Below are 13,266 nucleotides of genomic sequence, written 5' to 3'. Positions count from 1 at the left end.
TGTACTCCAGCGCTCTCGTCAGCCTCGGGGCTGGCGGCAACGCTCGAGTCGCCTTACGGAAAGCTTTGTCGGTCCAGGGTCCGCTCTTGATGCTTCGTCAGGCTCCGCGCCGCGCTCCGGTCTCAGACAATGACACCGGCCTCCCGCAACAGCTGAGCCGTTTCGAACAACGGCAGGCCCATGATGCCCGAATAACTGCCGGCGATGTGTTCGATCCAGGCGGCGGCCTGACTTTGTATCGCATAGGCGCCGGCCTTGCCCATGGGTTCGCCAGAAGCCACATAGGCGCGCAGGCGCTCGTCGCCGATCTCGGCGAAACGCACCAGCGACACGTTGACCGCGCTCAGCAGGCGGCCGTCCGGCGTGCCGATGGCGACGGCGGTCAGCACGCGGTGCTCGCGGCCGGACAGGCTGGCCAGCATGGCCGACGCATGCGCGGCGTCGTCGGGTTTGCCGAGGATGCGATCGCCCAAGGCCACCGTCGTGTCGGAACACAGCACCGGCGCCGGCGGCAGTGCGCGGCGCTCGCGGCGTTGCAGCGCCGCGTGCAGCTTGGCCGCGGTGACGCGGCGCACGTAGTCGTCGGGCGATTCGCCGTCGATCACGGCCTCGAGCGCTTCGGCATCTTCCTCGGCGCCGGGCAGCAGCAGTTCATGGCGGAGGCCGATCTGTTCCAGCAGTTGCCGGCGGCGCGGGCTCTGGGACGCCAGGTAGACGAAGTCGGACGAAGGGGCGGCGGTCATGTCGTGGCGCTGAAGCGTTGCGGAGGCGATGGCGCGGCGAAGTGGGATCGAGGCCGATCGGCGAGGCGGATCCTCGGAACGGCCCACTCGCGGCGATCATTCGCGGCGATCATTCGCGGTGGTAAGGATGCCCTTCCATGACGGACCAGGCCCGGTAGAGGCCTTCGGCCAGCAGCACGCGGACGAAAACGTGCGGCAGCGTCAGGTCGGACAGGCGCAGCTTCTCGTCGGCGCGCGACTTGATGCTGGCGTCGAGCCCGTCCGGGCCGCCGATGAAGATCGCGACGTCGCGCCCGTCGCCGCGCCAGGTCTCGAGCCGCTGCGCGAGCTGCTTCGAGGTGACGCGCTCGCCGTGCTCGTCGAGCACCACGCGCCGGGCGCCCTTGGGGCAGACGGCGTCGAGGCGCTGGGCCTCGGCCGCCATCAGCTGCTCGGTCGACTTGCCGGTGGTGCGCGGTTCGGCCTTCACCGCCTTGAGCTCCAGCCGCATCTCGGGCGGGAAACGCTTGGCGAAATCCTCATAGGCCTCATCGGCCCAGGCCGGCATCTTCTGGCCGACCGCGCACAACACCAGGCGCACGGGGTCAGGCCTTGGCCTTGGACTTCGTGCCGGTCTTCACCGTCGTCTTCTTGGCGGCGGGCTTGGACACCGACTTGGCCGCCGGTTTCGCCGCCGGCTTTCTCGCCGCGGCCGCCGGCTTGGCGGCGGCGACCTTGGGCGAGACCTTCTTCGTCGCCGGCTTCTTGCTGCCGACCTTCACCGTCTCGACCGGCGCCTTGGTGGCGGCGGGCTTGCGGGCGGTCTTGGCGGCAGGCTTGGCGGCGGCCGCGGTGGTCTTGATGCTCGTCTTCTTGGCGGCAGGCTTGCCAGCCGGCTTGGCGGACTTGGTCGCGGCGGACTTCGCCTGCGCGGCCTTCGTCGCCGACTTCGCGGCGGCCGACTTCGTGCCGGTCGCGCGCGTCGGGGCCTTCCTGGACGCGGCGCCGATCGCCTCGCCGTCGACGGACTTCATCTTGGTGGACTTCTTGTCGGCCTTCTCAGCCTTCTCGGCCTTCTTGTCGGCCTTCTTGTCCGCGGCCTTGTCGGCCTTGTCGGCCTTCTTGGCGGAGGACTTCTTCGCCTTCGGCGCGTCGTCCTCGTCGTCCATCGGCTCGGACGCCTTCACCAGCTTCGTGCCGCTGTTGCCCAGCTTGAGCTTCACCGGCTTGCCGCCCCAGATCTCTTCCAGGTGGTAGTACTGGCGGATCGCCGGCTGCATCAGGTGGACCACGGCGGCGCCGCAGTCGACGATGATCCATTCGCCGTTGTCCTCGCCCTCGGTGCGCATGACCTGCATGCCGCGTTTCTTGACCGTCTCGCGCACGCTGGAGGCCAGCGCCTTGGTCTGCCGGTTGCTCGTGCCCGAGGCGATGATCACGCGCTCGAACAGCGGCGACAGGCGCTCGGTGTCGAAGACCAGGATGTCCTGGCCCTTCACATCCTCAAGACCATCGACGATGGCACGTTCCAGTTTCTTGATGTCCATTCAGTTCTCACTGTAGAGACGGTGCCGGGCAATATAACCCGCCACCTCGTCGCCCACCACGGGCCCTACGTCAGCGCCCTCGGCCGCCAGTCGGCGGGCCTCGGTGGATGACCATTCCAGCGCCGGCATCGTCAGCCGGACCAGCCGATGCGGCCGCTCCAGCAGCGCCGCCGGCGCCTGTACCTTGTCCTGCGCGCGGGCCGCGACTGCCAGCCCCATGCGCTCGACCAGTTCCTCCCAGCCGTTCCAGCTTGGGAAGCCGGCCAACTGGTCCTGCCCGAGGATCAGCCAGAGCGCGTCGTCGGGGCGCTCCTGCTGATACTCGCGCACCGAGTCGAGCGTGTAGCTCGGCCCGGCGCGTTTCATCTCGCGATCGTCGAGGACGAAGCGGGGATCCCCGCCCGTCCCCGCGATCGTCAACCGCACCATCTCGGCGCGGTCCGCGGCGTCCGCCATCTGGCGGTCCGACTTCTGCCACGGGCGCCCGGCGACGATCCAGCGGACCTCGTCCAGCGCCAGCTGGTCGAGCGCCGCGTGCGCCAGCGCCAGGTGCGCGCGGTGCACCGGATCGAAGGACCCGCCGAACCATCCGACCTGTCGTGCCCGGTCCGGGCGGTCCAAGCCGTTCGAAGGCCCCTCGGCAGCGCTGTCGCTCACTCGCGTCCCTTCAGAACCACAGGTGCGTCGGCACTTCGTCCGCCCAGTCGCGGGGGCGGAGGAAGTCGCTGTAGAGCTTCGCCTCGGGCGAGCCTGCTTCCGGCTGCCAGTCGTAGCGCCAGCGCGCGACCGGCGGCATCGACATCAGGATGGACTCGGTGCGCCCGCCCGACTGCAGCCCGAACAGCGTGCCGCGGTCGAAGACCAGGTTGAACTCGACGTAACGTCCGCGCCGGTATTCCTGGAAGTCGCGCTCGCGTTCGCCGTAGGCCAGGCCGTGCCGACGATCGACGATCGGCTCGTAGGCGGGCAGGAACGCGTCGCCGACGGATTGGACCATGCCGAACGCCTTCTCGACGCCGCCCTCGGCGAAATCGTCGAAGAAGATGCCGCCGACGCCGCGCGGCTCGTTGCGATGCTTCAGGTGGAAGTACTCGTCGCACCACTGCTTGAAGCGCGGATAGAGCGCCTCGCCGTGCGGCTCCAGCGCCGCGCGGCAGGTGCGGTGGAAGTGCTGCGCGTCCCGCTCGAAGCCGTAGTACGGGGTCAGGTCCATGCCGCCGCCGAACCAGATGACAGGCTCGCGGTCGGGCGGCAGCGCCGCGAACATGCGCACGTTCATGTGGACCGTCGGCACGAACGGGTTGTGGGGGTGCAGCACCAGCGACACGCCCATCGCCTCGAACGGCGCGCCGGCGAGCTCGGGCCGATGCGCCGTCGCCGACGGCGGCAGCACGCGGCCGCGCACATGCGAGAAGTTGACGCCGCCGCGTTCGAACACGGCGCCGTTCTCGATCAGGCGCACCAGGCCGTCGCCTTCGAGGCGGCCGCCGGGCTCGCGCTGCCAGGCGTCGGTGATGAAGTCCTGACCGTCCAGACGCTCCAGCGTCGTGACGATCCGCTGCTGCAGACCGAGCAGGTAATCGCGCACCAGTTGCGTATTCATCGGGGATCTCCGTCCTTGGCGGCTTCGGGGTGGGATGCGGGGTGGAATGCGGGGTGGGCGGCTGGGAGGGATGCCGGCCGGGGGTCAGTCTTCAACCGGATCGCTCCGGCGTTCCCGGGGTGCTTGCCCTGGCGGCCGCCCAGCACCTCGGCGAACAGCGCGAAGTCCTGCGCCGGATCGCCGCTGACCTCGACGAAGTCGGTGAACAGCACGCGCTTCGTCGCGAAGTCGAACGAGGCCAGCCCGACCGGCACGCCGGCCTGGACGGCGACGTGGTACGCGCCGGACTTCCAGTGATCGACATGGCCGCGCGTGCCCTCGGGCGCCACGATCAGCCAGAAGGATTCGTCGCGCGCCTTGGCCTCGAGCATCTGCTGGACCGTGTCGGCGACCATGCCGTTGGCCGAGCGCCGGTTCACCGGCACGCCGCCGATCGCGCGCATCCAGCGGCCGACGACCGCCGGCTTGAACAGGCTGTCCTTGGCCCAGAACTTCAGCTGGAAGCCCAGGCTCCACTTCGTGAGCACGCCGATCGGGAAGTCCCAGTTCGACGTGTGCGGATAGACCATCACCACCCCCTGCTTCGCCGGCAGGCCGTCGCAGAGGATGCGCCAGCCGAAGGCGCCCAGCACGGCGCGCGCCAACGCGCTGCCGCCGGGCATCGGCGTCAGCGCGCCGGTCCATCGGCGGGGAGCGGAAGGGGACACGTCAGGTCAGCGCTTGATGGCGCGATGGCCGATGTCCTGGCGGTACTGCTTGCCGTCGAACTGGATCGATTGCGCGGTCTGGTAGGCCAGCTGCTGCGCGTGGCGCACGGCCTCGCCCAGCGCCGTCACGCACAGCACGCGGCCGCCGCTGGTCACCAGCTGGCCGTCGTCCTGCATCGTGGTGCCGGCGTGGAAGACCATGGCCTCCTCGCCGTCCTCCGGAAGACCGGAGATCGCGTCGCCCTTGCGCGGCGACAGCGGATAACCGCTCGCGGCCATCACGACGCCCAGCGCCGCGCGGCGGTCCCACTGCAGCTCGACCTGGTCGAGCGTGCCGTCGGTCGCGTGCATCAGCACCTCGAACAGGTCGCTCTTGAGCCGCATCATGATCGGCTGCGTCTCGGGGTCTCCCATGCGGGTGTTGAACTCGACGGTGCGCGGCTGGCCGTGCGCGTCGATCATCAGCCCGGCGTACAGGAAGCCGGTGAACGGGGCGCCGTCGCGGGCCATGCCCTGGATCGTCGGCATGATGATCTCGTGCATCGCCTTGGCGTGGACGTTGGGCGTCACGACCGGCGCGGGCGAGTACGCCCCCATGCCGCCGGTGTTCGGGCCCTGGTCGCCGTCGAGCAGGCGCTTGTGGTCCTGGCTGGTGGCCAGCGGCAGGACGTTGCGGCCGTCGCACAGCACGATGAAGCTGGCCTCCTCGCCTTCGAGGAACTGCTCGATGACGACGCGCGCGCCGCCTTCGTTGTGCACGACACCGAGCTTATTGTCCGCAAGGATCCAGTCGATCGCCTCATGCGCCTCGGCCAGCGTCATCGCGACGACCACGCCCTTGCCCGCCGCCAGGCCGTCGGCCTTGATGACGATCGGGGCGCCCTGCGCGTCGACATAGGCATGCGCCTGGGTCGCGTCGCTGAAGGTCTCGTAGGCGGCGGTCGGGATGCCGTGGCGCTTCATGAACTCCTTGGCGAAGGCCTTGGAGCTCTCCAGCTGCGCGGCGGCCTTGGTCGGGCCGAAGATGCGCAGGCCGCGGGCGCGGAACTCGTCCACGACGCCGGCGGCCAGGAAGGCTTCCGGGCCGACGACCGTCAACGTGATCTTCTGCTCGATGGCGAAGTCGGCCAGCGCCTTCACGTCGGTGATCGGGACGTTCTTCAGCAGCGGGTCGCGCGCGGTGCCGCCGTTTCCGGGGGCCACGAAGACCTGCGTGACACGCTCGCCCTGCGCCAGCCGCCAGGCCAGCGCGTGTTCACGGCCACCATTGCCAAGGACCAGGACCTTCATTCGGACAGGCTCGCGTTGTTGTAGACGTCCTGGACGTCGTCCAGGTCCTCGATCACATCCAGCAGCTTCTGCATGCGGGCGGCATCTTCGCCGGTCAGCTCGATGGTGTTCTCGGCACGCATCGTGACTTCGGCGATTTCGGGCTTCAGGCCGGCGGCCTCGAGCGCGTTCTTGACGGCTTCGTAGTCGGCGGGCGCGGTCAGCACCTCGATGGCGCCGTCGTCGTCGGTCAGGACGTCCTCGGCGCCGGCTTCCAGCGCGACTTCCATGACCTTGTCCTCCGACGTGCCCGGCGCGAACACCAGTTGACCGCAGTGCTTGAACTGGAAGGCCACCGAGCCTTCGGTGCCCAGGTTGCCGCCGTACTTGCTGAACGCGTGGCGGACTTCGGCGACGGTGCGGACGCGGTTGTCGGTCATGCAGTCCACGATGATCGCGGCGCCGCCGATGCCGTAGCCCTCGTAGCGGATTTCCTCGTAGGTCACGCCGTCGAGATTGCCGGTGGCCTTGTCGACGTTGCGCTTGATGTTGTCGGCCGGCATGTTGGCGGCCTTGGCCTTCTCGATGGCCAGGCGCAGGCGGGGATTCATCGCCACGTCGGCACCGCCGGCGCGGGCCGAGACGATGATTTCACGCGTCAGACGGGTCCAGACCTTGCCGCGCTTCTCGTCCTGGCGGCCCTTGCGGTGCTGGATGTTCGCCCATTTGGAATGCCCTGCCATGTCCTCGTTCTCCTGTGACGCGGCCTGGAACAAATTCTCCGGGCCGGCGCGGTGGTTGCTTCGTTAGACTGCGATTTTAGCTTTTTTGCCTCTGGAGACTTCCGCATGGCCGACCCGATCCTGCTGGCCCGCCACGGCGACATCGAGTGCCAGTTGTTGCCCGCGCTGGCCAACCGCCACGGTCTCATCACCGGCGCGACCGGCACCGGCAAGACGATCAGTCTGCAGAAACTGGCCGAATCGTTCAGCCAACTGGGCGTTCCGGTCTTCATGGCGGACGTCAAGGGCGACCTGACCGGCATCTCGCAGGCCGGCGCGCCGTCGGCCAAGCTGCTGGCGGTGCTGAAGGAACGCGGCTTCGAACCGCCGGCGCCCATCGCCTGCCCGACGACGCTGTGGGACGTGTTCGGTGAACAGGGCCATCCGGTGCGCGCGACGGTCTCCGACATGGGACCGCTGCTGCTGTCGCGGATGCTGGGGCTGAACGAGACCCAGGGCGGCGTGCTCCAGATGGTGTTCAAGATCGCCGACGACCACGGCCTGGCGCTGCTGGACCTGAAGGACCTGCGCGCGATGCTGCAGCACGTCGGTGACAACGCCAGCGAGTTCACGACCCAGTACGGCAACGTCTCCGCGGCCAGCGTCGGCGCGATCCAGCGCGGACTGCTGCAGATCGAGGCGCAGGGCGGCGACAAGTTCTTCGGCGAGCCGATGCTCGACATCCACGATTTCATGCAGACATCGGATGGATTGGGCGTCATCAACATCCTGGCCGCGGACAAGCTGATGGCCGCGCCGCGGCTGTACGCGACCTTCCTGCTGTGGATGCTGTCGGAGCTGTTCGAGGCGCTGCCCGAAGTCGGCGACCTGGACAAGCCCAAGCTGGTGTTCTTCTTCGACGAGGCCCACCTGCTGTTCAAGGATGCGCCGGCCGCGCTGGTGGAGCGCATCGAGCTGGTGGTGCGGCTGGTCCGGTCCAAGGGCGTGGGCGTCTATTTCGTGACGCAGAACCCGCTGGACATCCCGGACACGGTGCTGGGCCAGCTCGGCAACCGGGTGCAGCACGCGCTGCGCGCGTTCACGCCGCGCGACCAGAAGGCGGTCAAGGCGGCGGCGGACACGATGCGTCCGAAGCCGGGGCTGGACATCGCGATGGCGATCACCGAGCTGGGCGTCGGCGAGGCGCTGATCAGCCTGCTCGACGAGAAGGGCCGGCCCGCCATCACCGAGCGGGTGTTCGTGCTCCCGCCGGGCAGCCAGATCGGGCCGATCACGCCGGAGCAGCGCAAGGCGCTGATCAAAGGGTCGCTGGTCGCGGGCGTCTACGAGAAGCACGTCGATCGCGAGTCGGCATATGAAAAGCTGACCGGCCGGGCCGCCACGTCCGCCGACGCCGCGCCGCAGCCGTCGCAGGCGGGCTCGCCGCGCGGCGGCGCCGGTGCCGGGTCGATGGCCGACGAGGCGGACCAGGCCTTGCGCCGCGCGCCGACCACGGGCCGCGGCGGGTCGCCCGCCCCCGCGCCCGCGCAGGACGACGGCGGCGGCCTGCTCGGCGGGCTCAAGGACGTGCTGTTCGGCAGCACCGGCCCGCGCGGCGGGCGTCACGAGGGGCTGGCGGAGACGGCGGCCAAGTCCGCGCTGCGCAGCATCGGTTCGTCGGTGGGTCGGGAGATCGTCCGGGGCGTGCTCGGCAGCCTGCTGGGCGGCGGGTCGACCAAGCGTCGACGCTGAGGTCCCCGCTCCAGCGGTAGACCGCCCACCTGCCTCGAGCGGGGCGTAGGCCGCCGAGGTATGGGGCCCCCGCGGCCAGCGCGGAAACCCCACACCTCACCGTCCCCGACCACTGTCGCACTTCCCCGGATCTGCTACCGAGGACTTCGGGTGGCGACGTACGGAGGTCGTTCGCGCCGGTTTTCGGCGCTTCGTCGCCAGACCCTGGGCAAGGGAGCACCGTTTCGGGACAGTCGCGTCCATCGACAACGCCTGCCTCCACCGGAGCCCGCCATGCACCCCACCCCGCTTCAGATCCTCTCCCACATCCCCGGCTTCGTGTGGGCGATCCTCGTGGTGATCCTGTACTTCGGCCTGAAGCAGAGCACCGCCACCGCGGTGCGCGCCAAGCGCCTGATCGTGCTGCCGGCGCTGTGGCTGGTGTTCGGCGCCTGGGGCGTGGAAAAGAGCTTCGGCCTGGACGGCCTGCCGGGCCTGGCCTGGCTGGGCGGCATCGTCGTCGGCGTGCTGGCGCTGCGCGCCCTGCGCTGGCCCGGCAACGTGCGCTACGACGCCACCAGCCGCCGCTTCCTCGTCCCCGGCAGCTGGGTGCCGATGGGGCTGATGCTGGGCATCTTCGTCCTGAAGTTCGCCTCCGGCATGAGCCTGGCGCTGCACCCCGACTACGCCCACAACACCGCCCATGCGATCGGGTTCAGCGCCGCCTTCGGCCTGTTCAGCGGCGCCTTCCTGGGTCGGGCGATCAACATCCTGGGCCACCGTCCCCAGACACCGGGCGCGGTCGCGGCCTGAGTGCCGGCCTGAGTTCCGACCCTCGCCGCGATCGCCGACACTCCGACCCCATGAGCACCCTGCCCCTCTCGCCGCCCGTGCGCTGGATCGTCCGGCATGTGCTCATCGTGCTGACGCTGACCCTGGTGATCTCCCTGGCGCTGACGATCGTGTTCAGCCAGCCCTTCGGCCCGACGCTGATCTACTGCTTCTTCATCTCGCTGTTCTGCGCCGCCAGCATCAACCTGCTGCGCTACGGGCTGGGCTGGATCCGCTGGCGGCTGCTGGACCGCTTCGGCCGCGCGCCGGCCGAGCCCTTCGACTGGCCGGGCTGGCCGCTGATGGTGCTGTGCCTGGTGCTGGGCACGGTCGTCGGCTACAGCCTGGGCGTGGAAGCCGGCAACATGGTGACCGGCCTGCAGGAGAAGAGCCTGCTCTCCAGCCCCTTGCGTCGCGTGCTCAGCGTGATGGTGATCGCGCTGATCCCTGGCTTCGGCGCGACGCTGTTCTTCCTGTCCCGCCACCGCATCGCCGCCGCCGAGGCACGCGCCGAGACGCTGCGCCGCCAGGCCGCCGAGACGCAGCTGCGGCTGCTCGAATCTCAGCTCGAGCCGCACATGCTGTTCAACACGCTGGCCAACCTGCGCGTGTTGATCGGCATGGACGCGGACCGGGCGCAGGCGATGCTGGACCACCTGATCGCCTTCCTGCGCGCGACGCTGTCGGCCTCCCGCGCCGAACGCCATCCGCTGAAGGAGGAGTTCGCCCGCCTGGCCGACTACCTGGCGCTGATGCAGGTCCGGATGGGGTCGCGGCTGCGCTTCGAGTTCGACCTGCCCGAGGCCCTGCGCGAGGTGCCGGTGCCGCCGCTGCTGCTGCAGCCGCTGGTGGAGAACGCCATCAAGCACGGCCTGGAGCCGCACGTCGGCGGCGGCACGCTGCGCGTGCGGGCGGCCGAGGTCGAGGGTCAGTTGTTGCTGGACGTCGAGGACGACGGCGCGGGCTTCGACGCCGCGGCGGCGCGGTCGCCGGAGGGCGGCTTCGGGACGGTGCAGGTGCGCGACCGGCTGGCCGTCGCCTGCGGGCCGCAGGCGCGGCTGGAGCTGTCGCGGCTGGACCTCTCCCGCCCGGCGGGCGGCGGCACGCGGGCGAGGATCCGCATGCCGCTGCCCTCGCCCACGCCCGCATCCGGGGCTGCATCCGGGTCCGCCTCGGAATCGGCGTCCAGGCCCGGCCCCTGCGTCACGCGCTGAATCGATCCGCCCCTTCTGGAGGAAAACATCCATGCCCACCGCCCTGATCGCCGAAGACGAGGAACTGCTGGCCGCGCACCTGCGGCAGGAACTGAAGGCGCTCTGGCCCGAGCTGGAGGTCGTCGCGATGGCCACGCACGGCGAGGAGGCCGTGACGCTGGCGCTGCGGCATCGGCCGGAGGTCTGCTTCTTCGACATCCGCATGCCCGGCATGACCGGCCTGGAGGCGGCGGCGCAGCTCGCCGACGACTGGGACGAGGAAGGACCCGGCGGCGCCGCGTTTCCGCTGCTGGTGTTCGTGACCGCCTACGACCAGTTCGCGCTTCAGGCGTTCGATCGCGCGGCGGTGGACTACGTCCTCAAGCCCGTGCAGCGCGAACGGCTGGGGCAGACGGTCTCGCGATTGAAGACGGCGCTCGCTCAGCGACAACAGCCGCCCGCGGCGCTGGAGTCGGCCATCGAGCAACTGCGCGGGCTGCTGGGCGTCGGAGCGCCCTTGACGGCGGTTGGGGCGACGGCCTCCACGCCGTCCGGCGCGCCTGCCGCGGCCGGGAGCGCGACAGCGACACTGCGCCACCTGCAGGTCGGTGTCGGCGAATCCATCGTGCTGGTGCCAGTCGACGACGTCGTCTACCTGGAGGCCGCGGACAAGTACGTCCGCGTGCTCACCGCCGATCAGGAATACCTGGTGCGGATCTCGCTGCGCGAGCTGCTCCCGCAGCTCGACGCGAACCGCTTCTGGCAGGTGCACCGCGGGCACATCGTGCACGTGGACGCGATCGAACGCGTCCTCCGCGACGACACCGGCAAGCTCACCCTCCGGCTGCGCCGCCGGCCCGAGAAGCTGGCGGTGAGCCGGATGTACGGGCACCTGTTCCGGGCGATGTGAGCCGCCGGACGGCGCAGGCGCGTCCCCGGTGCTCGCCGGAAGGCGCTGGGGTGGACGCGGACTTCGCCGCCTGGTCGACGCCGGCAGCGATGCCGCTGATCGAACATCTGCCCATTGAGAGTGAGCGCACCGGCCCCCACGTAGAATCCACGGCCTTCCTTGAGACTTCATCCACCGATGTCCAGCCACGACAAGACCGCCGGCGCCCCCGCGCCCGACAAGACGGACGCCGCCGTCAAGCCCAGCAACTTCCTGCGCGCCATCATCGAGCGCGACCTGGAACAGGGCTTCCAGCCGGCGCGCCACTTCGGCGGCAGCCCGGGCGACGCGGCGCATCACGCCGCCGGTCCGCTGGACCCGGCCAGGATCCGCACCCGCTTCCCGCCCGAGCCCAACGGCTACCTGCACATCGGCCACGCCAAGTCGATCTGCCTGAACTTCGGTCTCGCGCGCGACTACGGCGGCATCTGCCACCTGCGCTTCGACGACACCAATCCGGAGAAGGAAGAGCAGGAGTACGTCGACGCGATCAAGGAGATGGTCGCCTGGCTGGGCTGGCGCTGGGACGCCGCGGACGCCGGCGGCCACGAGACCAGCCACCTGTTCTACGCCAGCAACTACTTCGACCTGATGTACCGGGGCGCGGAGTACCTGGTGTCGCAAGGCCTGGCCTACGTCGACGAGCAGTCCCCCGAGGACATGCGCGCCAACCGCGGCGACTTCGGCACGCCGGGCAAGAACAGCCCCTTCCGCGACCGCACGCCCGAGCAACACCTGACCCGCCTGCGCGAGATGCGCGACGGCAAGCACCCCGACGGCTCGATGGTGCTGCGCGCCAAGATCGACATGGCGTCGCCCAACATCAACCTGCGCGATCCGGCGCTGTACCGCATCCGCCGCGCGACGCACCACAACACCGGCGACCAGTGGTGCATCTACCCGATGTACACCTACGCGCATCCGATCGAGGACGCGCTGGAGTGCATCACGCACAGCGTCTGCACGCTGGAGTTCGAAGACCAGCGCCCGTTCTACGACTGGCTGGTGGAGCACCTGGCCGAAGGCGGCCTGCTCGCCCGCCCGCTGCCGCATCAGTATGAATTCGGCCGGCTGAACCTGACCTACGTCGTCACCAGCAAACGCAAGCTGCGCCAGCTGGTCGAAGAAGGCCACGTCGACGGCTGGGACGATCCGCGCATGCCCACGCTGGTCGGCATGCGCCGGCGCGGCTACACGCCCGAAGCGATCCGCGCGATGGTCGAGAGCACCGGCGCGTCCAAGACGAACGCCTGGATCGAGTACTCGGTGCTGGACGGCTACCTGCGCGCCGACCTCGAAGGCAAGGCCGCCCGCGCGATGGCGGTGCTGGATCCGGTCAAGCTCAAGCTCGAGAACTACGCGGAGATCTTCGGCTCGACCGATCACCGCGAGCCGTGCTCAGCCCCCGCCCATCCGCATGTGCCGGAACTCGGCACGCGCGCGTTCAGCCTCGGCCCCGAGCTCTGGATCGAGCGCGAGGACTTCATGGAAGTCCCGTCCAAGGGCTACCACCGCCTGTTCCCCGGCAACAAGGCACGGCTGAAGTACGGCTACGTCATCGAGTGCACCGGCTGCGAGAAGGATGCCGACGGCACCATCACCGCGGTGCTCGCGAAGCTGGTGCCGGACACGAAGAGCGGCACGCCTGGCGCGGACGCGGTCAAGGTCAAGGGCGTGATCACCTGGGTCGGCGCGCATGAAGGCATCGCCACCGAGCTGCGCCTGTACGACCGCCTGTTCACCGAGGCCCAGCCCGACGCCGGCGACCGCAACTTCCTGGAGCTGCTGAACCCGGACGCCAAGCGCGTGACGCGCGGCTACCTGGAGCCCTCGCTGAAGGAGGCCGCTCCGGACACCAAGGTCCAGTTCGAGCGGCACGGCTACTTCGTCGCCGATCGCGTCGACCATCGGGCCGACGCGCCGGTGTTCAACAAGATCACCGGGCTGCGGGACAGCTTCGGGAAGTAAGGCCGGGGCGGCGAGCCGCGCCGC

General features: G+C 69.7%; 13 protein-coding genes. 5 read left to right on the top strand and 8 right to left on the bottom strand.

Annotation, left to right across the window (positions count from 1 at the left end):
* Nucleotides 1-122 precede the first annotated feature (122 nt).
* The 8 genes from ACQ4L4_RS00635 to ACQ4L4_RS00600 all read right to left on the bottom strand — a co-directional run bounded on the left by ACQ4L4_RS00635 (nucleotide 123) and on the right by ACQ4L4_RS00600 (nucleotide 6,591).
* Nucleotides 123-743 (bottom strand): Maf family protein, encoded by a 621-nt coding sequence (locus ACQ4L4_RS00635; protein ID WP_431102320.1) that lies wholly within the window; start codon nucleotides 741-743, stop codon nucleotides 123-125.
* Nucleotides 744-852: 109 nt separating this feature from the next.
* Nucleotides 853-1,323, bottom strand: a complete 471-nt coding sequence (gene rlmH / locus ACQ4L4_RS00630; RefSeq protein WP_431102319.1) for a 23S rRNA (pseudouridine(1915)-N(3))-methyltransferase RlmH — start codon at nucleotides 1,321-1,323, stop codon at nucleotides 853-855.
* Nucleotides 1,324-1,327: 4 nt separating this feature from the next.
* Complete coding sequence (rsfS, locus tag ACQ4L4_RS00625) at nucleotides 1,328-2,269, bottom strand: ribosome silencing factor (protein ID WP_431102318.1); 942 nt, start codon at nucleotides 2,267-2,269, stop codon at nucleotides 1,328-1,330.
* The gene (gene nadD, locus ACQ4L4_RS00620) at nucleotides 2,270-2,926 is read right to left on the bottom strand and encodes a nicotinate-nucleotide adenylyltransferase (protein WP_431102317.1); all 657 of its coding nucleotides are present in this window, start codon (nucleotides 2,924-2,926) and stop codon (nucleotides 2,270-2,272) included.
* 10 nt (nucleotides 2,927-2,936) lie between these two features.
* Nucleotides 2,937-3,872 carry an oxygen-dependent coproporphyrinogen oxidase gene (hemF, locus tag ACQ4L4_RS00615; protein WP_431102316.1) on the bottom strand — a complete coding sequence of 312 codons (936 nt, stop codon included), beginning with the start codon at nucleotides 3,870-3,872 and terminating at the stop codon, nucleotides 2,937-2,939.
* A complete protein-coding gene (locus ACQ4L4_RS00610) occupies nucleotides 3,869-4,579 on the bottom strand; it encodes a 1-acyl-sn-glycerol-3-phosphate acyltransferase (protein WP_431102315.1) in 711 nt (236 codons plus the stop codon). The genes hemF and ACQ4L4_RS00610 overlap by 4 nt, the downstream gene beginning before the upstream one ends.
* 6 nt (nucleotides 4,580-4,585) lie before the next feature.
* On the bottom strand, nucleotides 4,586-5,869 hold the full coding sequence (purD, locus tag ACQ4L4_RS00605; RefSeq protein ID WP_431102314.1) for a phosphoribosylamine--glycine ligase: 1,284 nt from the start codon (nucleotides 5,867-5,869) through the stop codon (nucleotides 4,586-4,588).
* Nucleotides 5,866-6,591: a YebC/PmpR family DNA-binding transcriptional regulator gene (locus ACQ4L4_RS00600; protein WP_377156647.1), complete on the bottom strand. Its 726-nt coding sequence runs from the start codon at nucleotides 6,589-6,591 to the stop codon at nucleotides 5,866-5,868. The genes purD and ACQ4L4_RS00600 overlap by 4 nt, the downstream gene beginning before the upstream one ends.
* Nucleotides 6,592-6,696: 105 nt before the next feature.
* On the opposite strand from ACQ4L4_RS00600, the gene ACQ4L4_RS00595 reads away from it, so the two are divergent.
* The 5 genes from ACQ4L4_RS00595 to ACQ4L4_RS00575 all read left to right on the top strand — a co-directional run bounded on the left by ACQ4L4_RS00595 (nucleotide 6,697) and on the right by ACQ4L4_RS00575 (nucleotide 13,242).
* Nucleotides 6,697-8,322 carry a helicase HerA-like C-terminal domain-containing protein gene (locus ACQ4L4_RS00595; protein ID WP_431102313.1) on the top strand — a complete coding sequence of 542 codons (1,626 nt, stop codon included), beginning with the start codon at nucleotides 6,697-6,699 and terminating at the stop codon, nucleotides 8,320-8,322.
* 273 nt (nucleotides 8,323-8,595) lie between these two features.
* Nucleotides 8,596-9,114, top strand: a complete 519-nt coding sequence (locus ACQ4L4_RS00590; protein WP_431102312.1) for a DUF6622 family protein — start codon at nucleotides 8,596-8,598, stop codon at nucleotides 9,112-9,114.
* A 50-nt stretch (nucleotides 9,115-9,164) separates the two neighbouring features.
* Nucleotides 9,165-10,346 carry a sensor histidine kinase gene (locus ACQ4L4_RS00585; RefSeq protein ID WP_431102311.1) on the top strand — a complete coding sequence of 394 codons (1,182 nt, stop codon included), beginning with the start codon at nucleotides 9,165-9,167 and terminating at the stop codon, nucleotides 10,344-10,346.
* Nucleotides 10,347-10,377: 31 nt separating this feature from the next.
* Nucleotides 10,378-11,235, top strand: a complete 858-nt coding sequence (locus ACQ4L4_RS00580) for a LytR/AlgR family response regulator transcription factor (protein ID WP_431102310.1) — start codon at nucleotides 10,378-10,380, stop codon at nucleotides 11,233-11,235.
* Nucleotides 11,236-11,412: 177 nt separating this feature from the next.
* Nucleotides 11,413-13,242 (top strand): glutamine--tRNA ligase/YqeY domain fusion protein, encoded by a 1,830-nt coding sequence (locus tag ACQ4L4_RS00575; RefSeq protein ID WP_431102309.1) that lies wholly within the window; start codon nucleotides 11,413-11,415, stop codon nucleotides 13,240-13,242.
* The last annotated feature ends 24 nt before the right edge of the window (nucleotides 13,243-13,266 follow it).

This window comes from Roseateles noduli, assembly GCF_050626985.1.
Taxonomy (GTDB): Bacteria; Pseudomonadota; Gammaproteobacteria; order Burkholderiales; family Burkholderiaceae_C; genus Roseateles; species Roseateles noduli_A.
The sequence above is the reverse complement of the archived record's forward strand: the minus strand, read 5'-3'. Positions and strand labels throughout refer to the sequence as shown.